Origin of the sequence: Psychrobacter sp. HII-4, from assembly GCF_904846595.1 — a bacterium.
GTDB lineage: Bacteria > Pseudomonadota > Gammaproteobacteria > Pseudomonadales > Moraxellaceae > Psychrobacter > Psychrobacter celer.
In genome coordinates this window covers 224013-248761 of the sequence record NZ_CAJHBJ010000001.1, presented here as the reverse complement: position 1 = coordinate 248761, position 24749 = coordinate 224013, and the positions used below count along the sequence as shown (strand labels likewise).

General features: G+C 48.8%; 21 protein-coding genes. 13 read left to right on the top strand and 8 right to left on the bottom strand.

The window, feature by feature from the left end:
- Positions 1-81: 81 nt before the first annotated feature.
- Positions 82-2175 carry a glycine--tRNA ligase subunit beta gene (gene glyS, locus JMX98_RS01065; RefSeq protein WP_201583850.1) on the top strand — a complete coding sequence of 698 codons (2094 nt, stop codon included), beginning with the start codon at positions 82-84 and terminating at the stop codon, positions 2173-2175.
- 323 nt (positions 2176-2498) lie between these two features.
- Positions 2499-2813: a hypothetical protein gene (locus tag JMX98_RS01060; RefSeq protein ID WP_227679921.1), complete on the top strand. Its 315-nt coding sequence runs from the start codon at positions 2499-2501 to the stop codon at positions 2811-2813.
- A 129-nt stretch (positions 2814-2942) separates the two neighbouring features.
- Here the strand turns inward: JMX98_RS01060 and JMX98_RS01055 are convergent, their stop codons facing one another.
- Both JMX98_RS01055 and JMX98_RS01050 read right to left on the bottom strand, forming a co-directional pair.
- Positions 2943-3356, bottom strand: a complete 414-nt coding sequence (locus JMX98_RS01055; RefSeq protein ID WP_201583847.1) for a cell division protein ZapA — start codon at positions 3354-3356, stop codon at positions 2943-2945.
- Positions 3357-3421: 65 nt separating this feature from the next.
- On the bottom strand, positions 3422-3862 hold the full coding sequence (locus JMX98_RS01050; RefSeq protein ID WP_192996149.1) for a hypothetical protein: 441 nt from the start codon (positions 3860-3862) through the stop codon (positions 3422-3424).
- Between the two features lie 227 nt (positions 3863-4089).
- On the opposite strand from JMX98_RS01050, the gene JMX98_RS01045 reads away from it, so the two are divergent.
- The 3 genes from JMX98_RS01045 to JMX98_RS01035 all read left to right on the top strand — a co-directional run bounded on the left by JMX98_RS01045 (position 4090) and on the right by JMX98_RS01035 (position 7001).
- Positions 4090-4743 (top strand): UPF0149 family protein, encoded by a 654-nt coding sequence (locus JMX98_RS01045; RefSeq protein ID WP_201583844.1) that lies wholly within the window; start codon positions 4090-4092, stop codon positions 4741-4743.
- Between the two features lie 56 nt (positions 4744-4799).
- A complete protein-coding gene (gene argE, locus JMX98_RS01040) occupies positions 4800-6035 on the top strand; it encodes an acetylornithine deacetylase (protein WP_201583842.1) in 1236 nt (411 codons plus the stop codon).
- Positions 6036-6263: 228 nt separating this feature from the next.
- A complete protein-coding gene (locus tag JMX98_RS01035; RefSeq protein WP_201583840.1) occupies positions 6264-7001 on the top strand; it encodes a LysE family translocator in 738 nt (245 codons plus the stop codon).
- 126 nt (positions 7002-7127) lie between these two features.
- On the opposite strand, the gene miaB is transcribed toward JMX98_RS01035, so the two are convergent.
- Complete coding sequence (gene miaB, locus JMX98_RS01030) at positions 7128-8621, bottom strand: tRNA (N6-isopentenyl adenosine(37)-C2)-methylthiotransferase MiaB (RefSeq protein WP_201583838.1); 1494 nt, start codon at positions 8619-8621, stop codon at positions 7128-7130.
- A gap of 451 nt (positions 8622-9072) precedes the next feature.
- Here miaB and JMX98_RS01025 point away from each other — a divergent pair, with 451 nt between their 5' ends.
- The 4 genes from JMX98_RS01025 (at position 9073) to JMX98_RS01010 (ending at position 14115) form a co-directional block, all read left to right on the top strand.
- Positions 9073-11085 carry a transglycosylase SLT domain-containing protein gene (locus JMX98_RS01025; protein WP_413786498.1) on the top strand — a complete coding sequence of 671 codons (2013 nt, stop codon included), beginning with the start codon at positions 9073-9075 and terminating at the stop codon, positions 11083-11085.
- Between the two features lie 534 nt (positions 11086-11619).
- Positions 11620-12249 carry a hypothetical protein gene (locus JMX98_RS01020; RefSeq protein WP_227679919.1) on the top strand — a complete coding sequence of 210 codons (630 nt, stop codon included), beginning with the start codon at positions 11620-11622 and terminating at the stop codon, positions 12247-12249.
- Positions 12250-12663: 414 nt separating this feature from the next.
- Positions 12664-13653 carry a malate dehydrogenase gene (locus JMX98_RS01015; RefSeq protein ID WP_172953122.1) on the top strand — a complete coding sequence of 330 codons (990 nt, stop codon included), beginning with the start codon at positions 12664-12666 and terminating at the stop codon, positions 13651-13653.
- A 222-nt stretch (positions 13654-13875) separates the two neighbouring features.
- Complete coding sequence (locus JMX98_RS01010; protein WP_105244085.1) at positions 13876-14115, top strand: DUF2789 domain-containing protein; 240 nt, start codon at positions 13876-13878, stop codon at positions 14113-14115.
- Between the two features lie 154 nt (positions 14116-14269).
- Here JMX98_RS01010 and ribF read toward each other — a convergent pair whose 3' ends face one another.
- The gene (gene ribF / locus JMX98_RS01005; RefSeq protein ID WP_201583830.1) at positions 14270-15310 is read right to left on the bottom strand and encodes a riboflavin biosynthesis protein RibF; all 1041 of its coding nucleotides are present in this window, start codon (positions 15308-15310) and stop codon (positions 14270-14272) included.
- Positions 15311-15612: 302 nt separating this feature from the next.
- Between ribF and JMX98_RS01000 the strand changes: the two genes are divergently transcribed.
- Positions 15613-16254 (top strand): GNAT family N-acetyltransferase, encoded by a 642-nt coding sequence (locus JMX98_RS01000; protein ID WP_201583827.1) that lies wholly within the window; start codon positions 15613-15615, stop codon positions 16252-16254.
- Between the two features lie 9 nt (positions 16255-16263).
- Here the strand turns inward: JMX98_RS01000 and JMX98_RS00995 are convergent, their stop codons facing one another.
- From JMX98_RS00995 to ampD, 4 genes are all read right to left on the bottom strand, one after another.
- On the bottom strand, positions 16264-16857 hold the full coding sequence (locus tag JMX98_RS00995; RefSeq protein ID WP_201583825.1) for a hypothetical protein: 594 nt from the start codon (positions 16855-16857) through the stop codon (positions 16264-16266).
- A gap of 109 nt (positions 16858-16966) precedes the next feature.
- Positions 16967-18517 carry a murein biosynthesis integral membrane protein MurJ gene (murJ, locus tag JMX98_RS00990; RefSeq protein ID WP_201583823.1) on the bottom strand — a complete coding sequence of 517 codons (1551 nt, stop codon included), beginning with the start codon at positions 18515-18517 and terminating at the stop codon, positions 16967-16969.
- A gap of 143 nt (positions 18518-18660) precedes the next feature.
- On the bottom strand, positions 18661-19737 hold the full coding sequence (locus JMX98_RS00985; RefSeq protein WP_201583820.1) for an RNA-guided endonuclease InsQ/TnpB family protein: 1077 nt from the start codon (positions 19735-19737) through the stop codon (positions 18661-18663).
- A 167-nt stretch (positions 19738-19904) separates the two neighbouring features.
- On the bottom strand, positions 19905-20504 hold the full coding sequence (gene ampD, locus JMX98_RS00980) for a 1,6-anhydro-N-acetylmuramyl-L-alanine amidase AmpD (RefSeq protein WP_201583818.1): 600 nt from the start codon (positions 20502-20504) through the stop codon (positions 19905-19907).
- A gap of 142 nt (positions 20505-20646) precedes the next feature.
- Here ampD and JMX98_RS00975 point away from each other — a divergent pair, with 142 nt between their 5' ends.
- The 3 genes from JMX98_RS00975 to JMX98_RS00965 all read left to right on the top strand — a co-directional run bounded on the left by JMX98_RS00975 (position 20647) and on the right by JMX98_RS00965 (position 24705).
- The gene (locus JMX98_RS00975) at positions 20647-22749 is read left to right on the top strand and encodes a DUF4105 domain-containing protein (RefSeq protein WP_227679916.1); all 2103 of its coding nucleotides are present in this window, start codon (positions 20647-20649) and stop codon (positions 22747-22749) included.
- A 9-nt stretch (positions 22750-22758) separates the two neighbouring features.
- On the top strand, positions 22759-23595 hold the full coding sequence (locus tag JMX98_RS00970; protein WP_201583815.1) for an SDR family oxidoreductase: 837 nt from the start codon (positions 22759-22761) through the stop codon (positions 23593-23595).
- Between the two features lie 105 nt (positions 23596-23700).
- On the top strand, positions 23701-24705 hold the full coding sequence (locus JMX98_RS00965; RefSeq protein ID WP_201583813.1) for a hypothetical protein: 1005 nt from the start codon (positions 23701-23703) through the stop codon (positions 24703-24705).
- Positions 24706-24749: the final 44 nt, after the last annotated feature.

The window sequence follows — 24749 nt, the reverse complement described above, 5'->3', positions numbered from 1 at the left end:
GATCCGCTGCTGATTACCATGACTTTGCTATAATCTACTTAATTTTTAAATATAAAAAACTCTTAATAAGCCGAGATTATCATGAGTACTATTTTATTTGAACTGGGGTGTGAAGAGCTACCTCCAAAAAGCCTAAAACCGCTACGTGATGCCCTGCAAATGAGTGTCACCGAGCAACTAAATGACGCCGATATCAGTTTTGATGCCATCAAGTCCTTTGCCGCACCGCGCCGTTTGGCGATTCAGATTACAGGAATTAGCGACAAGCAGCCTGATCGTACCGAACAAAAACGTGGCCCTGCGATTAAAGCAGCGTTTGATAGCGATGGCAACCCAACCCGTGCAGCGATGGGCTTTGCCAAGGGTTTAGGGATTGAAGCCAGCGAGCTGATAACGATTAATACCGATAAAGGGGATTATGTCGGCTACGAGCAGACCATTCACGGTCAAGCGACCAAAGAGCTGCTACCGAGCATCTTTCAGACGGCATTAGATAGCCTGCCAATTGCCAAGCGTATGCGCTCAGGTAGCAGCCGAGAAGAATTTGTGCGTCCGGTACAGTGGGCAGTCTTGATGCAAGACGATGCGGTGATCGATGCCACTATCCAAGGGCATCAAACCAGCAACCAAACCCGTGGTCACCGCTTCCACAGCCCTGACTATCGTAAGATTGCTCATGCTACCGACTATGAGTCGCTACTAACGGATCTAAAAGTGGTGGCTGATTTTGATAAGCGTCAAATGCTCATCAAAAACCAAGTCAAAGCACTGGCCGATGAAGTCAATGCCGACGCCATCGTACCGCAAGAGTTGCTAGATGAAGTGACCGCGCTGGTTGATTTCCCGATTGCGCTTAGAGCAAGCTTTGAGCCGCGCTTTTTGCAAGTGCCGCAAGAGGCACTAATCTCCACCATGCAAGCGGATCAAAAGTATTTTTGCTTAACCGATAAAGCAGGTAAGTTGCAACCGTACTTTATTTTTATCACCAATATTGAGTCCACAGATCCCAACCAAATCATCGAAGGCAACGAAAAAGTCGTGCGGCCGCGCTTGGCTGATGCCGAGTTTTTCTTTTTGCAAGATCAAAAACAGCCATTGTTTGCTTTGACCGAGAGCTTAAAGACTCGCGTTTTCCAAGACAAGCTCGGTACGATTTGGGAAAAGTCTGAGCGTATCGCCAAGCTTGCTGCCTTTGTCGCCACTTTGATGCAGCAGCAAGGCCACGATATCGAGGTCGAAGACACCGTGCGCGCTGCCATCTTGTCCAAAGCCGATCTAGCAAGCTCGCTGGTCGGTGAGTATCCGGAGTTGCAAGGTATCGCCGGAACCTACTATGCACGCTTAAATGGTGAACCTGCGGCAGTCGCGGCCAGCCTGCAAGAGCAGTATTTGCCGAAGTTTAGCGGGGATGTATTGCCGCAGACGCCGATTGGTATCTGTCTGGCATTGGCTGATCGTTTGGATACGCTGGTCGGTATTTTTGCCATTGACCAAGCACCTACCGGCTCAAAAGATCCGTTTAGTCTGCGCCGCTCGGCCATTGGTATTTTGCGTATCTTGATCGAAAAACAGCTACCGATCAATCTTGCCGCTTTGGTTGAGCAAGCGGTTAAAGGCTATAGCACCAGCGATGGCAGTAAGATTGCCAAAATGGGCGACACTTTTACTCAAGTGATGGGCTTCTTAAATTCTCGCTATCGGGCGATGTACACCGAGCAAGGCGTGAGCGTCGATACCATCCAAGCGGTGCAAGCGATCCAGCCGCATATGCCGCTGGATTTTGATCAGCGTATTCGTGCGGTACAAGCGTTTAGTGAGCTGGCTCAAGCTGAAAAACTTGCCGATTCAAACAAGCGGGTGGCAAATATATTGGCCAAGTCAGAGGTCAGCGTGGCAGATAACGTCGACGAGGCGTTATTGTCTGAGCCTGCTGAGCAGGAATTATATCAAGCTGTTCAACAAGCGCAGACAGCGGTCAAGCCTTTGCTAGAAACCGCTGACTATACGCAAGTTTTGCAAACGCTGGCAAGTCTGGATGCGCCTTTGACCCAATTTTTCGCTGATGTCATGGTCAACAGTGAAGATGCGGCGCTAAAAAACAACCGCTTGGCGCTACTCAAGCAAGTACGAGCGCTGTTTTTGACCGTGGCTGATATCAGTGAATTACAGCTATAGCGCTCGTTGTCGCTAAGATATAGTCAGGTCAGTATAAAAAGAATACAGCGAGACTGGGATAAATTTTTTGCCGCACCTATCGGCGCAGCACCGCACGCAAGGAAATTCGTACCAGTCTAGCGAGTTTATACCGTGTATCTCTTTTATTTAGTAACGACTATATCTGTTATAGTTAAAGGTTCTCAGCCTGTTTTTGCTGGTTTATATCGCATCTACCAGCCTATTTAGCCCATAAAAAAGCTGGCCTTATATTGCCAGCTTTTTGGGCGATGCTGCCGTGCTGCATTTATCATGTCTGAACCCGTCTTCAAAGGAGCACCGCCGTGTTTGCTGTGATTATTGTGATTCTCATCATCTGGGCTGTGATGTGGGCCTTTTATAAGTTTATGTATCCGCGGCCGCCCAAAAGCATGATGCCGCAAAAAGGCGATGTGGTCACGCCGCGCACCTGTGACTTTTGTGGCAATAGCTTGGCTGAGTACCGCGGTGTCCTCGAAACCAAGCCTGCATCTGTCACGACAAATACTGCACAGCCAAGTGCTGGCAGTATGGAGACGGATAGTAACCTTCTGTTTTTTTGCAATTACGAGCATCAGGCAGACTATCATGCAGGCAAGGTATATGATCCTAATGCATGATGGCGGCTAGCCATAGTATCAAAAAAGCGTATCAAAAAAGCGCTTGGCTCATAGAGCCAAGCGCTTTTTTGTTTACTCATAAACTCTCTTTTTAACCTATCTATCAAGCAGGCCAAAAGACGCGCTGGCCTACAAAATAGATTGGGCGTCTTTCATGATCTTATTGAGTAGCGCCTCAGACTGTTTGTCTTGCTGCAGGCGATCCTCTTCGCTTCTTTGATTGGCATGGATTTTTTCATACAAGTTAAGGCAGCACAGCACCAGCAGGCTTTCTTGGCTCAGGCTGGGTGCCTCACGTCTGAGATCCATCGCGTAGTTATTGATATAAGAGACGGCAGATAGTAGCTCTTCTTGCTCATGGATCGGACAGTAAATGGGGTAGGTCACGCCCGCGATGACAATATCGACTTTTTTGACTTGTGACTCGGGTGTCATAGGCTTGCTGGTAGCGCCTGCCGTGGTTGGGCTGATAGGGGCTTTGGATACGCTTGGCTCTGCTTGCTTAGGCGAGTTGTTTGCGGCATTGGTATGGTCATCAGTCATGATAAATCCTACAATATATGGGTCAGTAAATGGGGGTATCAGCTATTACAGCGATCACCAAGACTCTAACCTTCGGCTTGGTCGATACGCGTGAGGCGTTTGAGGACAACTTGAGTACGCTCTGCTGCCAACTGGTTTTTTTTCTGTAATTCGCTATTTTGTTGTTTGATATCGCTATACTGCTGCTTTAGTTCATTATTATGCTGCTGCAATTCACGGTTTTGTTGTTGTAATTGGCTGATCTGCTTTTGTAGCTTGTCTTGCTCTTCACCGATCATATGATGGGCTTCGGCCAAGCTTTGATAACGTTTATCCAGATCGTTCAGTTGTTTTTTGGCACCGTCACGCTCGCTATGGCTGGTATTTAGCTTGTTTTGTAAGTCGGTGATTTGCTTTGGATCTGTGGTTGGCTGCTTTTTTAGGCTGCTAAGTTCAGCACTGACAAGCTGATATTGTTTTTTGATGTCGAGTATCATTTTTTCTAATATTTTAAGTTGATCATACATAGTCAGTTTTTATCCTTAACAAGTAAGCGTGAATGAATTTTGTTTTGTGTATTTAATAATGCCATAGGTGACCGCATAATATCTATATCAACAAAGTAATTACATATACCTAAATCTTATCTATGTATTTTTTGGCTCAGCGCGATGAGTGGTATCGAGCTGATTTTTTGTTTTATAAGCGATTTTTCTGATTTTATAAGTCACAACTATTTACTAGGACAATTATTATGAATGACAATATCTCTGGCTGGAATACGTGGCTGACCGCATTTGACGACTGGAATGACGTATCGATCAGTGAGGTGCATGGTCTGATGACGGGGCTGATGACGGCGTGTAACGCGCCTGACGAGCAAGTATGGGCAAAGGTGTTTGAAGAGCTGAGCTTTGCGCCACTGCCTGAAGCGGCGCTGACTTTGCTCGCAGAAGAAGCAGAAGACACGGTGTTTCAGCTCAAAGACAAAGACGATGCCTATGCGTATATGCCGCTGCTACCAGATGACGAACACGATCTATACGAGCGTGTGATGGCGTTGAAACAGTGGGCCAATGGTTTTATGACAGGCTTTGGTATCACTGACTGTCAGATCAGTAGCGAGGAAAACGAGATGCTGTCGGATTTGGCCAAGATTGGGGCGATTCGTCTGGCAGAAGATGAGGACTTTGAGGGTGGCGAAGAGTCTTATTTGTATATTTACGAGTTTGCGCGGATGGTACCCGTGAGCTTTGCAACTCGCAAGCGCAAACCAGTAAAAGACATCGCGCTAATCGCTGGATTGGCCATCGATGCAAAAACCACCAAAGAGCTACAAGCAGAGGGTAAGTTGCCAAAACCAATGCCGCCTGTGATGGACGCGATGAACCAAAATAATCCCTCTTAAACCTCAAAGGGGACGACGCCTGTATCGTAACAGGTACCTCATAATAAGGATGTTTTATGACTTTACACAGTAATGATCAGCGCAAAGACGACTCGTACACCATTGGCTATCCTACGGATAGTATCGACTGGCTTAAGCGCTTGATTGGTTTTGATACCGTCAGTTGCCACTCAAATCTAGCATTGATTGAGGATGTGCAAGGGTACTGTGAGCAGTTGGGTTTGACCGTAGATCTGACCTTTAATGACGCCAAAGATAAGGCCAATTTGTTTGTCACAGTACCTGCTGGGGCAAACGCTGATGAGGTGAACCACGGTCTGGTGCTGTCCGGTCATACCGATGTGGTGCCAGTGGAGGGGCAAGACTGGACGACAGCACCGTTTACTGCGACCATTCGCGGCGATAGGCTCTATGGCCGCGGTGCCTGCGACATGAAAGGCTTTATTGCTTGCGCGCTGACACTATTACCTCAAGCAGTAAAGCTGTCTAACGCCGGTCAATTGCGCCGGCCGTTGCATTTGGCATTGTCGTTTGATGAAGAGGTTGGCTGCTTGGGTGCGCCATTGCTGCTGGCGGATCTCAAGGCGCGCGGTATCACGCCTGATTATTGTATCGTCGGCGAGCCGACCAATATGACGATGGTTGTCGCGCACAAAGGCATCGCGGTTTATCGTTGCCGTGTACATGGTCAGTCGGCGCATTCGTCATTGACCGCGCAAGGTGTCAACGCCATCAGCTATGCCAGCCGTTTGATTGGTTATGTCGATGAGCTGGCAGACGAGATCAGCGGCCGTGATGACAATGATGAGTGGTTTGATGTGCCGTATTCGACATTGTCTGTCGGCACCATACAAGGCGGCACTGCGACCAATATCGTGCCCAATCTGTGTGAGTTTACCTTTGATTATCGTAACCTGCCGCACATGACACAAGACGATATCTTGGTACCGATCAAAGCCAAGGTTGCAGAGCTAAGCGCGCAGATGCAAGCGCGTGCCGCTGATACCGGCATTGAGCTGCTACAGATGGAGGCCGTACCTGCGATGACTGACAACGACAGTGCCGAGCTACAAGCGCTGATAGCGGCGCTCACCGATGATGACACCCGTCACAAAGTGGCTTATGCCACAGAGGGCGGACAGTTCACCAATAGTGGTATTCCGACGATTATCTGCGGTCCTGGTAGTATCGAGCAGGCGCATAAGGCTGATGAGTTTGTCGCGCTCAGTGAGATGGCGCGCTGTGATGCGTTTTTGCAAAAGCTATTAGCAAGCGCTACATCGCAGTCGTGAGTTTAATACAGTCAATTTGATATAAAAACAAAACGACACAACGTTTCATTGGAGCGCCTTGATAGCCACGTATCTGATGTATTTGGATTCGCCTATAGCGAGTCTGACGCATAAAATCGCTTGTTTTCGATATAAGTAGGCATAAAATACACCGTCCTTATGGTGGTGTTTACGTGTCTTCGTTTTCGGTATATTCAGTTATTTTTATAAAAAAGTAGGGGTTGGCTGATGTCTTGGCATCTGTTTGCGATGTTTTTTGCAAGTACGTTTTTTATCTCGGCGACCCCTGGTCCTAATATGCTGCTGGCGTTTCAGTATGGGATGAACTATGGGGTAAAGCGCACGCTATGGACGCTGGCGGGTCTGAGCCTGGGGCTGTTTTTGTTGTTGCTATCGACGCTACTGGGGCTCGATGTGATTAGTCGTCAGTCGCCGTGGCTGCTGACCCTGATTAAGACTGTCGGTGCTGCTTATTTGATCTATTTGGGTATCAGCTCTTGGCGTGATGCAAGTGCAGGCAGTTTGATGAATGATGCGCGCGAGATGAGCGAAGAGGTGGCGGCCGATTATCCAGAGAGCTTGTCGTCCTTGGCCGCGCACGACACGCCTCGGCCGCGTTCGCTCTCTAGCGCCGCGGTAAAGGCTTCGCCGAGCAATATGACGTTATTTCGCACTGGGATATGGGTATCGTTGTCCAACCCCAAAGCCATTTTGTTTTTTGCCGCCTTTTTCCCCAAGTTTATCAATTTTAATGCGCCATTATGGCCGCAGTATCTTATGCTGACTTGCGGGCTGTTTTTGAGTGAGACGATTTGGCAGATTGTCTATACGCTTGGTGGCAAAAAGCTGGCCAGCTGGCTAGATGTTGGCAGTCGCTTAGCATGGCTCAACCGTGGCTGCGGGGTGATATTTATCCTTATTGCAGCGGCACTATTGGCTGAGGTATTAAATGGATTTATGGTTTAATCTTGCCAAGGTTGAATGGTCAACACGCTCTAGTCACTGCTAAAAAAAGCCGCTCCCTACCTCAGTAGAGAGCGGCTTTTTGATGAGCGTTTAAGAAGCAGAAGGCTGATATCTACGCAGGTAACATTACGCCAATACCTCGACCAGCTCACCCTTGACCATGTGCGGACTGACGAAGTCGGTCACGCGTACGCTGACGATTTTACCGAGTAACTCGTTCATTTGTGCCTCATTATAAGGGAACATCACCGTGCGGGTGTTGTCCGCGGTACCAATCAAGCAATCAGGGTGACGATCGGCCACTTGCTCGACCAAGACACGCGTCGTGGTGCCGACCATCTCATGGGTCTTGGCTAGCGTTGACTCAACAATGACTTTTTGAAATTCTGCTAAGCGCGCTTTTTTGGTAGCAAAGCTCACATCGTCAGGCAGCTCAGCGGCGGGCGTGCCTGGACGCTTGGAATAAATAAAGCTGTATGAGTGATCGAAGTTTAATTCTTTTGCTAAGTTCAAGGTATCTTGGAAGTCCTGATCGGTCTCACCAGGGAAGCCAATAATAAAGTCGCTCGACAAGTGAATATCAGGGCGAATGGCTTTTAGCTTGTTAATCTGATCAATATATACATCGATCGTATGATTGCGTTTCATCGCAGCTAAAATAGCATTTGAGCCGCTTTGCACCGGCAGGTGTAGGTGCGACACCAGCTCTGGCAGCTTGGCATAAGCATCGATGATATCGTCAGTAAACTCCAGCGGGTGGCTGGTGGTATAGCGAATACGCTCGATACCATCGACGTGCGAGACATAGTGCAGCAATTCTGCAAAACGGCAAATACTGCCGTCGTCTTTTTCGCCGCGATAGCCATTGACGTTTTGACCAAGTAGGTTTATCTCACGAATGCCTTGCTCGGCAAGACTGTCAATCTCGGCCAAGATGTCATCGAGCGGGCGCGAGAGCTCTTCACCGCGAGTATAAGGCACCACACAAAACGAGCAATACTTCGAGCAGCCTTCCATAATAGAGACAAAGGCTTTGTAGCCCTCGACACGCGGCTCCGGCAAAAAGTCAAACTTCTCGATGCTCGGAAATGACACATCAATGGTGCCAATACGGTTTTTGGGTGCGATATTACGCTGCTCATTTGATTGATCATACAGCTCTGGCAGACGGTGCAAGGTCTGCGGCCCAAATACCATATCGACATACGGCGCGCGTTTTTGGATGTTATCGCCTTCTTGTGAAGCTACGCAGCCGCCAACACCGATGACAAGGTCAGGACGTTTTTCTTTCAGTTTGCGCCAGCGGCCCAGCTCTGAAAATACTTTTTCTTGCGCTTTCTCGCGGATAGAGCAGGTGTTCATCAGCAGGACATCTGCTTCATCGATGTTGTGCGTGACCTCCATGCCGTGTGAATCACCGAGCACATCGAGCATCTTGCCAGAATCATAGACGTTCATCTGACAGCCTTGCGTGGTGACAAAGACTTTTTTGGTCGGGGCTTGATCGGCAGACGTGCTGGCAGAACTTGAGTCTTTGAGTGCCGCAACGGTAGGCGCGCTCGCCGTTGTTGGGGTAACATTAGCGTCATCGAGGCGGGGATTAAATACAGTAACACTCATAAGGATAAGTCCATGATTGACTAAAATATAGCAGGGTAGCCGATTAACAGGTGGCATATTTTATCACAACCCTGTGCCAATGTGAAAAATTAGCGAGGGTCATTAAGCGGCGATAGGGTGGGTTATTTCTAACAGTATCAATTATTTACTGCGATTAATCACCACTTTGCAAAATAACGCCGCTTACTATCACTTTTATGTTACACCGTACTGTCGTATTTATTAACAAAAGGTAAAGGTGATGGTTGAAAGTGCAACGGGTATAGTATGATAAGTGGCATACGCTTAGCGGTACGTGATAAACCGCTGTTTACCTATTGATAAAGACATAAGAAAGAGAGTCAGTATGACAAAGTTGCGCGCCGCTCATAGCATCAAGGATAGAGCCTCTGTTCATCGAGAACACCGTCCATCGCGGTTAACCACTAGTACGCTGCGGTTTGGCGTCTTCATGGCGACAGCCCTTGGTGCGCTTGGCCTATCACAAGTTGCTTGTGCGGAGCTGACGTGGGGCGAGGGTGATAGCTTTGAGCAAAAACCCAGTTATCAACAAGACAACAGCATTGACTCGTTTATGGCGGCGGCGATAGCAGCCGATCGGGGAGATGTCAGCGCACTGTATAATTACGAACAGTTGATGAGTGGTGGGTTGTTTGCGATGTACCCGACCTATTGGCGCATGAATCTGGATTTGGGCTCACAAAGCTCGGCGGCGGTGGCACAGTTTGTCCGTCAGTATCCTAATACGGTCATGGCCGAAAAGCTGGTGGCGGACTTTGCTGAGACCAAAGCGGCAGCCAATGACTATGCTGCTGTACGGCAAGTGGCCAATCTGATAACCAATGCCGATAGCTCTGAGCGCTGTGCGGTGGCGCTTGGCTTTAATAATGGCGGCGATACCATGCGTGCCATGGCGGCCAAGTCTGATGTATGGCTGACCACCAAAAAGCAGCCAGCACTGTGTGATCAGCTGGCGATGGAGATGAACAATAACGCCTTGATTAGCAACCAAGATCGCGCCGCGCGCCTCAAGCGTATGCTACGTAAAGGCAAGACGGGCGATATCATGGCTTTGTCATCGCGTTTAGGGACGCCCATTGCCTATTCGGCGCTCAGTGAGATTCAGCTCAACTCATCAGCGTTTTTTACGCGTTTTGGTCGTGAGCCTGCCAGCCAAACCAACCAATACTTGTACTTATATGCATTGGGCCGCGTCGCCGATAAGTCTTATCGTGAAGCAGCGCTACAGTTGGACTTTGATATCAAACAAGACAATCAGCGCGCGACACGCTTGCTCAATGACGAAACCCGCCGCTACGCCTATCGTATCCTTGGGGTACAGCGTATGAATCATAATACCGATGATGGGTTTAATGCTGAGGCGGTGGACTGGTTTCGCAATAGCTTAGACGATGACTTTAACTTTGAAGAAGCCGAAGACTATGTCATGGCCGCGATTCGCTTTAGCCGCTGGAATGATGTGGTCGAAGCCATCTCAAAGATGGACGGCGAAACCCAAAAAAGCAATCAGTGGCAATATTGGCTGGCACGCGCTTATGAGCAATCAAGTGATGCAGGTAAACGCGGCCTAGCAAAAAGAATGTATCAAAATATCGCCAAGAGTAATGATTACTATGGCCTGCTAGCAAAAGATAAGGTCGGTCAGCGTTTTGATGCCAGCCGTTTGGGCGGCAATAACTTACCAACTGTCAGCGCCGCAGATCGCGCCCGCGTCATGCAAAACCCACACTTTGCCCGTGCATTTGCACTATACAACTCTGACGCGAGTCGCGGCTACGCTAACCGCGAGTGGAACTGGGCTGTCAAACAGGCTCGAGACAATCGTGATGACAGTCTCATCATTGCTGCCGCTCGGCAGGCCTACGACATGGGCTGGCTAGATCGGGCGATTTATGCGATTGATAACACCGATAGCGTAAACAGTCTGGCGCTATCGCATCCGATGCCGCACCAGAGCGCAGTGGTACGCTATAGCCAGTCGGCGGGCATCGATCCTGCGTGGGCTTATGGCATCATGCGTCAAGAGAGCCGTTTTGTGACATCGGCACGCTCAAACGTTGGTGCAAGCGGCTTGATGCAAATCATGCCAGGTACAGCAAAGTATATCGCTCGTCATTTGGGCGAGAGCTATAGCGCCAGCCGTGCCAACAGCGGCGACACCAATATCCGCTATGGCACATGGTATATGGGTGATATCTTAGGCAAGCTCAACTACCAGCCAGTACTGGCCACCGCAGGCTATAATGCTGGACCCAACAACGCCAAACGCTGGCAGCCTGTGTATGGCTCACTTGCGGCCGACCAGTATGTGGAGTCGATAGCTTTTCCTGAGACTCGTAACTATGTCAAGCATGTGATGGAAAACGCGACGTTATATAGCAGTTTGCTTGGCCGCAGTCAGCCGATCTCGCAGCGTATGGGCACCGTGCCAGCAGCGTTTTAATACTTTTATTCTTTAATAGCCATCAATGCGTCGTCTTTGATGGTTTGCCTTTGGTGGCTTATTTTAGGACAGATGTAGCGACAACATGGCTCTTGCTCTTGGTGCTGCCGTTTTGGCACAGAGCTGACTTTGTCAGGGAGCCGCATATATGGCGGTGTTACTGTCGCCGCCTTGCTCCGATGTTTACGTTTCTGCTATAGATTAAAAAAAACGGTTTGCTACCATGACTTTATTGTGTTGTGGTTATTGGCCTGTTGTTTAGCGCCAAAGTTTTGTGTTTATCAATTGGTAAGCACTTATATTTTTGTTGTCGCTATGCTTAGTAAGCCTTGCGATGTCCGATATCGACGTCTTTGTGCAGCCCTAAGTGATAGTCCATGTTTTGTCATTGCTAGATGTTTCCAGCCTCCTATGATCAAAAAATATCTTACCCTGTCTTTATTATCAAAAGCGAGGCATCCCTCATCATCACAGATGAAAATGCACTTGCCTTATAAATCGACGTCCAAGTTTAGCCCATCTGGCCGAGCCATTATGGCGTCATCTAGTATAGGCGCGCTGATCATGTTGCAAGGCGTGATGTTGTTACCCGCGCACGCTGCTAGCACCGTCAAGACAGGACAGCGGGTGTTGATGATTGAGATGACCCCTGCGCTATGCAGCATACAGCCAACACGTGCGCGCATGCGTCAATGCCTAGAAGGCTACTCTTTGACGGTGTCGGGACTAGATATGGGCTATGGTGAGCGCTGCGGCGTGGGCAGTGAGCCGCGTCTGACACCCCTACAGCTAAAAGTCGTCAATCGTATCATGCCTGATACCACGGTTCGTAGTCAGGCATGGCAGCGTTACGGCGCTTGTAGTCCTCTGAGTGCAGCCAGTTACTTTCGTCAAATCACCAACTACGCGGGTGCGCTAAAACTCCCAAACGAGCTGCATACGGGTAACAGTTATACTGTGTCTAAGGCACGATTTATCAGGCAAATGACACGCTTAAATAGCGGTATGTCCGCCAGTGGTATTGATCTGATCTGTCAGGCTGGCAATCGTCGTCAGTCGATTTTGACCGACATCCATGTCTGCTATGATGGCAGTGATTTTGGTAAGTGCTATCAAGTGGTAAATAATTGCGGTAACAAGTTCATAATCTCAGGTGGTAAGTAGGTGTTGCGATACTCCAACATGGATACTGGCCGCTGTACTATTTCGGTATGAGCGCTGCTTTTTTTGCAGGCTGTGTTGCTATGCTCTCTCTTTGGTGATTGTTTATGGCCGTGTTTTAGCCTTTACTCGCTGTCTTTTACCTTGTTTCTACCTTGTTTTATCCGTTTTTTTTAAACGCTGTTAGCCTCAGTGCTTTTGTGACCCCATCGATTATTTTGTATAAAATGTAACAATATAATCCGTGAGAATCCGCGGCAAGCCTCTGATTGTCTCTAGACGATTTGCCAAACGAAGTGCTACACTAGCTCTCGGTTTAGTTTAGCGCTGCCTTTGTGCAGCAAACAAGTCGATATCTAAAAAGATAATCATCTATTACAATCATGAATGATCTAATCATCAATTAGGGAGTATTCAATGTCAATGAAACAGCCTTTACGTGTTGCCGTCACTGGTGCCGCTGGTAATATCAGCTACGCGATGCTATTTCGTATTGCATCTGGCGAGATGCTAGGAAAAGATCAGCCAGTTATTTTGCAATTGCTTGAAATCACACCAGCGCTTGACGCCCTAAAGGGTGTGGTCATGGAACTAGAAGACTGCGCATTCCCATTGTTGGCAGGTATCGTTCAAACTGATGATGCAAATGTGGCATTCAAAGATGCTGACTACGCGTTACTCGTCGGTGCCCGTCCACGTGGCCCAGGTATGGAGCGTAAGGACTTACTAGAAGCCAACGCTGCGATTTTCTCAGCACAAGGCAAAGCGTTAAACGAAGTCGCTAGCCGTGATGTAAAAGTATTGGTCGTCGGTAACCCTGCCAACACCAATGCCCTTATCGCTCAGCGCAATGCGCCAGATCTTGATCCACGTAACTTTACTGCCATGACTCGCCTAGATCATAACCGTGCGATGGCACAGCTGGCCGAAAAAACTGACAGCACTGTCAATGACATCAAAAACATGACCATCTGGGGCAACCACTCATCGACCCAGTATCCAGACCTAACGGCTGCGACTGTCAATGGCAAACCAGCGCTAGAGTTGGTTGATCGTGATTGGTACGAAAACACGTACATCCCAGAAGTACAGCAGCGCGGCGCGGCCATCATTAAAGCTCGCGGCGCCTCATCTGCAGCTTCTGCTGCCAACGCTGCTATCGCCCATATGCGCACGTGGGCACTCGGTACTGACGAGAACGATTGGGTCTCTATGGGTGTTTACTCAAATGGGGAATACGGTATCGCTGAAGGCCTTATCTACTCATTCCCATGCACATGCGCTAACGGCGACTGGTCTATCGTAGACGGCGTTGATGTGTCATCAGAATTCTCAAAAGAGAAAATGGCCGCCACTGAGCAAGAGCTGAGCGAAGAGCGTGATGCGGTAGCACACCTACTACCATAAGCCATGACTTTGCTAAAAGTATGGTAGACAGCCATAAAAAAAGCCCTCATTGATGAACTGAGGGCTTTTTTGTGCGTTGACATTTATTGAGACCGTTATCAATACAATTGATAACGTTAGATAAACGTGGATTAACAGCGAACAAAAAAAAGCTTGCTACAATAAATGGGTTCGTTGCAATAATAAGTACAATTAAACCTGCACCATTTAAGGAGAGACAGTATGCTAGGTGAACCTGAATATAATATGAATGAGTTATTTGCTCAGTTAGGACTCGATAGCTCTGATGAGGCGATTAATCAGTTTATCGAAAAAAACAAATTGGCCAAAGATGAAAAACTGGTAGATTCTGATATCTGGACGGACAATCAGCGTATGTTTTTGCAAGAAGAATGGCAAAAAGACGCCGCTTGGGTAGAGACGATTGATGAGTTAAATGTCCGTATGCATCCAGATGCCTAAAAGCTGATATAAAAAACCTAATATAGAAGTATTAGAAAAGTATAAAAATACCCCATAAGTTGGGTCCAACTTATGGGGTTCAGTTCAATATCGACTGTGGGTTTTTTATGTCTAAACATCTTAGCTTCACATCTATCACATCTTAATATACTGCTCAATCAGGCTGCTGCGCGCGCCAAGCAATCAGCTCTTTGACATCATTATGGATACCTGTCTTTAGGGCGTCTAAGCTCTCATAATGGCGCTCGCCATGCAAATAATGCAAAAAGCGCACTTGTAGCGTCAGGCCATATAAGTCAGCTTGTAGGTTGGGGAAATGTACTTCTAAGCGCCAGTCGTGGGCTTTGTCGACAGAGGGGCGGATGCCGATGCTGGCCGTGCCAAACAAACTGTGCGGACGCAAACCTGTTATGCCCATATGGTCATCATTAGCCAGTTTTGTTAAACCATCTGCGACTATCTCGCCTTTGTCATCCAAGCTGACCACATCAACGGCAAAGATACCATGCAGCGCAGGCTTTAAGCGCTTAAGCTCGATATTGGCGGTGGGAAAGTCCAGAGTACGGCCGATTTTATCCCCACCGATGACCTCGCCTGTCATTGTATAATCACGGCCAAGCAAGGCGTTGGCCGACGCAATATCTCCTGCCAATAACAAATCACGCACACGGGTTGAGCTGATACGTGCCGATTTACCGCCATCATCGACGACGGTATGCAGATTGGTCACGTCTAAGCCATAGCTGCGCAAAAACGCACTGTCGCCCGTCCGGTCATGACCAAATTTAAAATCATCTCCTAGCACCAAGGCTTTGACGTTTAGGCGCAGTGCCAGTATATCCGCGAATGCCTGCGCCGATAGTGAGCGAAACTCATTGTCAAATCCTGCGACAATGAGTGTCTCTACGCCGTACTCTGCAAGTAGTGCCTGCTTTTCTGCCAAGTTGGTGAGGCGAGCAGGGGCGCTTTCTGGCGCAAAAAACTCACGTGGCTGCGGCTCAAATATCATGACGGCAGCATCAAGCCCCCGCGCATCGGCGATATCACGTACTTGGGCGAGCATCGCTTGATGGCCTAAATGCACACCATCAAAGTTACCGATAGTGAGCACACAAGGCGCTAGCACTACTGGGTGAGTATGGGCAGGCAGGGCGCTTGGTGTGGCAATCAGTTGCTCAAGAAAATAGGTGTTCATAAATGTCAGCTATGATAAATAAGACCAAATAAAGAAGGAAAAAACACGCCCAGATAAAACATTGAGGTGTCTAAAACCAGCTATTATAAAGTAAAATAGCCATACTAACATCTTATGGTCTATGGATAATACCTGTATCAAACGAACCTGTATCAAACGATTTGTGTCAGCGATGGCTGCATCGCAAAAAACGCGTTTGCTGATCTTCGCTATCGCAGCTTTGCTGTCTGTTGATGATGGCCTAGATGGTGAGTATTATTTCCCCCAAATACCCCGTGTCGCTTTTTAGCTATGGACATTCTATGACTGCTACTTCTTTACCTGCTTTGGCCCCGTCTTACCGTCTCAATGATGTATGGTCGGTACAGCATGCTAGAGCAGAGGACTTGCCCGAGGTTGTGGCGATTTACAATCAAAGTATCGCTGGCAAACAAGCCACAGCGCAGCTAACACCCGTGACCTGTGAAGAGCGTGCCGCGTGGTTTGCCGAGCACATAAACAGTCCGACGCGGCCTATTTATGTCGTTAGAGCTAGGGCGCAATCGATGGAGCAAGCGAGCGAGGATACAGCTCAAACAGTGCAAGCGGTGCAAACCAATCAAAAAACAGCACCAATCGTGGCGTGGGGCAGCTTTAGCGACTTATATGCGCGTATGGCTTATCATATCAGCACAGAGATGAGTATCTATCTGCATCAAGACTATCAAGCAAAGGGTTTAGGTAGTTTGCTGACACGCTGGATGCTGACGCAAGCACCAAGTCTTGGTATTCATAATGTCGTCGCGCTAATCTTTGCGCATAATCAGCCAAGCTTAGGACTGTTTGGTAAGCTTGGCTTTGAGCAATGGGGATACATGCCAGAAGTGTGTGATATGGACGGATTTATCGCGGATGTTGTGATGCTTGGCAAAGCCGTGACATCAGAGGGCACTTCAAACAAATAAGCGAAAAACTTAGCCCAAGATTTTCCACTGACCATCTATCTTTTGCAGCTCATAAGTCAGCGGCGTAGGTTCACTTTGGCCTTTTAGCATCAGCTCGCCTGTGATGGTGGCACGCGTTTTACCATCACTATACTTGGTATCCGTAATGGTGACGCCATCGACTGTTTGCTGAAACGCTGACTGCGTGTTGGCCAGCTCTTCTTCAAAGTTTGCCATATCCACTTCATAATATGAGGCGGATTTTTTGGCATCACCATAATATAAGCTATCTAGCGCTTTTTTTACCGTATCTTCTGGCGTGCCTGCTTGGGTGGGATTAGTGACCAAGCTTTTTTGCTTGGCAGAGGCGGTGACAGGATTAAAATTATCACTATCGATAGCGGTTTTATCTTCAGTATTGGCCGCTATCTGCTCATTCTTTACGTCATTGTCGCTATCGACTGTCTCTACCGAAGTCGTTAGGTCATCCTCAGAGGTTTTGGCAACAGCTGCGTTATCTACATTATCATTATTGCCACAACCACTCACAAGTAAGCTGGTGCTTAGAACGCCAGCAGTGAGTAAGGTCGGTAAGCGTAGTAAGGTGGATTGTTTCGTTGTCATATTGACCCTCAAAATTTATGTATTCGTTAAACGTCAATTATCACAACTATCCGCATCACGCACTATCATTTCTCATATAAGGCTTGTTTTGGTTTGGTAAAGGCGTCGTTTAGCCATGTTTGAGCTGGCGCGGACGAAAGCCTGTGGCCAATAAAGCCACACCATAGACCGCTGCGCCCACCGCACACATGACGAGCAGAGCAACGATACGCTGCCACTGCGCCTCATCGGTTGGAAAGTAAGGCAGTATGACGTACAGGGCGGCAATCATGGCACTTGTAGCAATCGCAAACTGAGCAAACAGTTTTTTCCAATGACTGCCAAAGCGAAAAATCTCACGCTGATATAAGAAGTAATACAACAAGCCGGCATTGACAAAAGCGGCACCTGTGGTGGCTAAGGCCAATCCGCCATGTAGCGGCATCTCTAAAAAGTAAAAAATACCGATAAAAACCACGCTAAAAATCATATTGGCAAAGACAGAGATAATACCTATTTTTACTGGGGTTTTGGTGTCCTGCCGCGCAAAAAACGCAGGCGCAAAAATCTTAATCAGCATAAAGCCTAAAATACCGCCCGCCATACTACGCAGCGCCAGCGCGCTCATCTGTGAGTCACGCAAAGTAAACTCTCCGCGCAAAAACAGCGCCTGCATGAGCACATCGGCTAAGATAAATAACGCCGCCGACGCTGGCACGCCCACCAAAATAATCAGACGAGCCGCCCAGTCGATGGTCTTTTTAAAGCTGATATCGTCTTTTTGCGCTTCGCTCTTTGATAAGCTGGGCAAAATAACCGTCCCAATCGCCACCCCGATGAGCCCAAGCGGTAGCTCGCTCATGCGCTCGGCTGCATAGAGCCAAGAGACTGAGCCGCCTATCATCAATGAGGCAAAGACGGTATTGAGCAGCAGATTAATCTGGGTGACCGAGACACCAAAGATAGCCGGTAGCATCAGCTTTAGAATACGTCTGACCCCTTCATGTTTGAAGTCAACCTTGGGCGCGACCAGCAGCTTTTGTTGCCAAAGCTGTGGCAGCTGTATCAAAAACTGTAGCAATCCTGCGATAGCCACTGCATAGCCGAGCGCCATGATCGGTGTATCAAACATCGGCGCGAAAATCAGCGCGCCACCAATCATGCATAAGTTTAATAACACGGGGGCGAAGGCTGGTGCGGCAAAGCGGCCATAGCTTTGTAGGATACCGCTGGCAAAGGCGGTCATAGAGATAAACAGCAAATATGGAAAAGTCAGGCGCAGCAGCTCAGCGGTGATGGCAAATTTGTCGGGTTGTTCAGCAAACCCTGGGGCAAACAGTGTCACCACCCACGGCGCAATTAAAATCACCAGCACCGTCAGCATGGACAGCACTAGTAGCAGTGCCCCTGAGGTACGACTGACCAAAATTTGCACCTGTTGTAGGCTATATTTTTCTTTATACTCAGACAGCACAGGGACGAATGCTTGGCTAAAAGCGCCTTCGGCAAACAGACGCCGCAAAAAGTTTGGAATCTTAAAAGCGACCAAAAAGGCATCCATCAGGCCACCTGCGCCAAACACGCCCAATAACACCACATCACGTACCAAGCCTAAAACACGAGACAGCATGGTCATGCTACTGACGACCATCGTAGAGCGAAATAACCGACTTTTTGCCATAAGAACCTGTTTTGCTATGTTGTTTGCAGATAAGGGGTTGCTAATAAGAAGTTGCTGAGTGGTGGGTGTCAAAAAACTGACAAATTATAGCACTTTCGTTATCGAGTTGACTTCCTCCCCTCCCTAAAGTGAGGGGATTCCTACTAAAGACGGCCAAGCCCGACCGCGAGAATGTTTTTCGCTCCATTAACATCTCTGTTATGGGTCGTTTTACAAGAACGACAAAACCACTCTCTTATACCAAGCCCTTCTCTACCTTTCGGACTGTCTTGGCGGGAGCCGCAACACGAGCAGGTTTGGGTGCTGTACGCTTCATTGACTTCGATATAGTGGCAACCTGCGTTCGCGCATTTGTAATCCAGTTGCCGCTTAATCTCAAACCAACCAGCATCATAGACGGATTTGGCCAGTTTGGATGAAGTGAATGATGTTGATTTAATCTTTCCAACAACGATTAGGCTGTTGGCCTTAACAAGCTTTGATGTGAATTTATGGATCAGATCTTGACGGGTGTTTTTGATCTTGGCGTGTATCGCACGGATCCGTTTTTTATTCTTGGCTCTTTGGGCAATGGCCAGTTTTTCTGCGTATTGATGGGTTAGCTTAGTGGTTAGAACATCGCCATTACTACTGACCGCTGAATCCTGACAGCCTAGGTCAATACCGACTTGGCCAGTACCGCACTTAATCTTTGGAAATTCTTTAACGGTGATACAGGCGTACCATCTGCCTCGTGCATCTTGTACCAGCTCACAGGTGTTGATGTTGTACAGGGCTAGGTTATCGCTATCCCACATATCAATGATTAGCTTTTTGCCTTTAGCAAGGCTTAGCTGAATAGTAGATTTAAGGCTTGTCTTGCCTGATTGACGAGTTGATAGGTGTTTTACGGCTGTCTTTTTAAAAGGAATCCAGCCCAAACTTCTTCTCTTGGCTTTAGGATTATTGGTGCGCCAGTTGAGTTTGGCTTTTTTAAACTGTTTACGGGATTTAGCGTGAACCTCACTAATCGCTTGCAAGGTTTGGCTGTGCAGATTTAGGTATTCACCCGCCCCTTTAGTGTAAGCGGCTAAATCATAAGCTGAAAAGAACTTGCCTGTGCGCTGTAAATGTTTAAAACTAAGCTCATTAACGTAATTCCAGACAAAGTTGACCGCTCCAGCTAAGATATTAAGCTGCTTGGCGTGTTTGTCTTTGATGCGTAGTTTGAGCGTTTTCATGAAATAATTATGATCTCAATGCGTTTGATTATCAAGGGGTTCGCCATACTGGGCGACAATGGCTGACGCCTGATATCCACGCCCTAGAAGGATGTGGTTTTACGGCGTTAGATGATAAATGGAGTGACTGTGGGAATGCTACCAGCCAGCCAGCCAGCCAGCAGCAGCTATCCTGCCATTTGGTGAGCAATAAGCTCACGCAACCGCGCCCATTCAAAAAACTCGCCTGGATCGGTCTTGCGTCCAGGGGCGATGTCGCTGTGTCCAGTGAGGTGACGGCGGGTGTTGGGGTAGGCGTTATATATAGCTGCGACGACGGCTGCAAGCGTGTGGTATTGCGCGGCGGTAAAGGACACAAAATCAGACCCTTCAAGCTCGATGCCGATGCTATAATCATTACACTCAGGTCGCCCAAGGTAGCTGGATCTGCCAGCATGCCACGCGCGCTCATTGAAGTTGACAAATTGCGTAATTGTGCCATCACGTTCTATGAACAGGTGCGCTGACACTTCAGCACCTTTGATCGTCTGAAAATACGGATGGGCGTCCCAGTCCAACTGATTGGTAAATAGTGCTTTGACATAATGCACACCATCAGAGCCGCATGCGCCAAACTCGTTGGGCGGTAGGCTGATATTGTGAATGACAATGGTATCAATGGTGGTGTGCTCAGGTCGCTTATTAAAATTGGGTGATGCAAGCCAAGTGGCGGCCGATAGTAGGCCATCATCGATAGTCATGGATGATGGGATGGTTGAGCTGGGCATAATGTTCTCTTTATATTGTCGTTTTCGTTATAAATAGGTTGAGCGCAGATGTCAGATGTATGGCATCGATGATGGTGGTTAGCATATTTAGTTGTTATTTAGATTTATATTCATTCATATGATAACGGGCGAGAGTTTCCTCATGTCTATAAAGCCGATTTTTTCTGTAAATTGTACCTCAAGCGCTACTCGCCTGCGAGCGTGCTGCGTGCGTGCACGTTTGCCTTTTGCAGTGGCAGCGCTGCTACTTTCAGCGCAAGTGCAGGCTGTGTTGCCGATGCCTGCGTCCTTGGTGATGACAGGCGAGCTGGCGGCTGCGCCAACCACCACGGCTGATATTAGCCAGAGCCCAATGCCGCAGACTGATGGCACCTTGCCTAGTCAAAATAGCGAATCCGAGCAATTATTAGCCACATGGCGTCAGCAGGTGCAAGCGCACAGTCTGGCTGAGCATACCACTTGGCGGCGATTGTTGTACTTTTTGGATGATAAAAAATCACTCTTTAATAAAGACGCGTCCAAAAGCCTTATCGATAGTCCTGCGTTTTTTCTCAGCACTGACGGCCAGCACGACGCTGGCGCTGAGCTGGATGCGCTGCTAGTGGCCTTGGCCGAGCAGATGGTCGCACCGCCTGAGTCTAAACCCAGCAGCGATGCACAGTCCGCTATTTGCCGGTTTCCTGCGCGCACACACTGGCTCACTCAGAGGCTAGGCATTGATAGCTCAAGCTTGCAAGCGTACTGCCCTGAGCTGACAGAGTGGATGGCGATGCTAAACCCCGAGCAGCTGTCCATTATGTTTGCTGAGGAGTACTTGGACAATCCAATCTCCGCGTTCGCCCATACCCTGCTACGTATCGACTCACCAATCAGCGCTGCTGACCCCAGTCAGATTCACCATGCTTATGCCCTCAATGACACCGTCGATGGCGATCCTGACGATGCGTTCGCTGTTTATGCCATTAAAGCCACCAGCGGCGGCTATAATAATAGAATTGAGATCGACCCTTATCCCGAAAAGCTGGCCAAATATCTCAAAGACGATGAGCGTGACGCGTGGACGTATCAGTTGGATTTGACACCCGCAGAGGTGCAGCAAATCATCCTGCATGTGTGGGAAACTAAGGATTTAGAGATTCCTTATTATTTTACCACGGATAACTGCGCCTCTGAGATTCTGCGTCTGATCGATGTGGTGCGCCCCGAGCAGGATTTGCTCAGCCAGCTGCCTTATGTGGTCATCCCCTCCGATGTGGTCAAGCTGCTTGATGAGGAGTCTTTATTGGCAGATGCCCGCCATACCCCATCTGACAGTACCGTGCGTCAAGCCGAGCTAAATAATGCCAAGGCGGCCGCACTGGGCTATCAAAACCTCACCAATGATGACGCGAGTAATATTCAATCAGCCGCGCGCAATGTGGCATCGAGTATCTCAGCTGGCGATAAAAAGACCATCATAGATCATGGCATTATTGCCTCGGACAACAACCCAATCGATAGACATCCATTACAAGTGGCTCAGATTGGCGCAGGTCAGCGCGGTGATAATGGCTACCTTGATGTGGGGTTGCGTTTGGGATTCCATGATACCTTGGATCGCGCTTCAGGATTTCCGCAGTTTTTTAATCTAGAGGCACTGGCTGCGACCGTGCGTTTTTATGAGACAGACAATAGTAAAGACCATGAGCCAGATCGTGTGGTGTTAGAAAATTTTACAATACTACGAGGTCGCTCTTTTAATCCTGTCAATACCGCCAAGCAAGGCAAAACCTGGGGCGCCAGTGTCGAGGCGACCCGCGTAAATGATGGCTCGCAACCATCAGGGTGTGATCACTTGGTCGGTAGCGCCGGCTATGAGACGGGCTGGTCGTGGGCGCTCGGCAGCCCAAAAGCTGGCAGCGGTGAGATGCCGCCGCAGCTATGCTACGCCCTATTGTCAGGGAAGGGGCAAGCAGGCCGCGGCATCCATAAAGGCTTTCGTATCGGTGCTGGGGTCAATACAGGCTGTGACTATCAGATTAACAATCAGTTACGCGCGCAGGCCCAATTACAATTGCCATATTGGTATCATGGCAGCAGTGACGACCCAGACGCTCGCAGTCATTATTGGCAGCCAATCTCAAGCGTCGGCCTACAGTACGATATCGATAAAAATCAAGCAGTGCGCATCAATGCCAGCTATGAGTGGCAGGAGCGTATCGATGCCAATGACGATATACAGCTGTCATACCGACGCTATTTTTAAGGATATAAAATGAGTATGCACCTACTGATTATCGGACAAGGCGACATCGGACTGCCCGTGGCCAATAAACTGGCGCAGGACGGTTTGTCAGTCACCGGTCTTGCTCGCCGCACCCGCGAGCACTATGATTTAAATGATCAAGCAAGCTTTATGCAAGCAGATGCCTTGCGCTTGCGCGCTGATGAGCTACAAGACTTTACCCATTTGGCGATTATCGTCACGCCCGATGACTACTCAGCCAGCGGTTATCAAAACAGCTATTTGGCGATTGCTCAGCATGTAGCCGCGCTGGCCGAGCAACTACCACATCTGACGCGCGTTGTGTTTATTTCGTCAACGGGCGTTTATGGGCAGGATGGCGGCGAGTGGATCGACGAAGAGACGGTGCCGACCCTGCCTGAGCGCGAAGCCTCGCAAATTATCTTGCAAGCAGAAAGGGTACTGCAGCAAGGCTTTGGTGATCGCGCCATTGTCATTCGCCCTAGTGGTATCTATGGGCGCGAGCGTCTGATGCGCCTGCGTCAAGCCCGGGATCCGCAAAAAAAGCCCGTCGCCGCTGCCCACTGGAGCAATCGTATTATGGATAGCGATTTGGTCAATATCATCGTCAATGTCTTGACCATTGCTGCGCCAAAGCCGCTTTATATTGCGACGGATTATGCGCCAGTCACCACCTTGGAGCTTGGTGTTTGGCTCAGTGCGCAAGTGGGAGAAGCGCCGCCAGCGATAGCGGACGAAAAAACCGCTGTCACGGGCAAGCGTCTGCACAGCAATATACCATTAGCGTGGCTTGACTATCCTGACTGGCAAGTAGGTTACCGTGATATTTTGCGCCATCAAGCGTAAAATAGCCATCTATCGTCAACCCTATCGTTCAGTTATTTTAAAACCGATACAGCACAGCCGGTACTTATTTCGCGCTTATCGTTTTTTATCATTGATGGAGATTTCATGACCCAGCCTTCTACTTCTGAGAGCCGCTTATCTACTGCAAAGCACGCAGCAAGCGACATGCTGGCAGAAGGCAATGCTGAGCGCTCCTCTACGTTGCCTGATAGTCAGCAGCCTGCCATCGTGCACCCTAATTTTGATCCAAACCAAGCGCCGCTCGATCCTGCGCGGCCGCTGAGTGATATTCCAGAGCCAGCGCGGCGGCTAAACGGTCAGCTGCGCCGGCTTTACGGCAACTCTAAACGGTTCTATCAGCCTTGTACAAGCAGTTTATCGAAATGGGCGCTGATTGCCTCTGAGGCGTTGGCTGAGCATTTGGCGCTATTACAGGCAGCAAAGCTTGTCGAGTTGCCTGACAGCTTTTATCAAAACCACAGCGAACAGCCGCTACTATCGCCGCTCGGTGACATGATATTGTTGGATATGGCCGATATCCATCAGGCCATGCGCGCGTATCCAGCGCTCCATCGTTATGGTTTTGCGCCTACTGATCGCTCGGTAAAAACTCACCAAACAAGCGCAGGCTTGCCTGAGAAGACCAAAGCCTCTACCGCCTCCCTGTACGCCCTTATCAAACGCTATAATCCTGACGAGTTACTAAGCGATGCCTATGCTGATGACTGGCAGGTGATCTTGCAGCCGCAGCAGTTTGAAACGGGTGAAGGCAGCTTGGCCACTGACATCATGGCGTGCAGCGCGGCGGTTCATGCGCTAAAGCAGTGCCAGACGCGTAAAAGCATCAATCACCGCTATAGTGCGGCGCAAGTGTGCCAGTACGTACGCAGCTATTTGCTCAGTCAGGTGATCTGTGAGCCTGCGCAGCGCCATGTTTATCGGCAAATTCGAGTGTTTGCAGGGCATATCGTGGTCGCCGCCTACTATTTGGGCTGGGACATACAAGTCAGCCATGACGGTCACTGTTACTTTAACCTCTCATCGCGTAATGGCTTATTAATGCGTTATCCCAATATGCAGGATTATGCCATCAACGGTTGGTCAAGCTGATCAATAATGCGTACAATAACGCCACTTTTTTGCCTTTTTTTGCC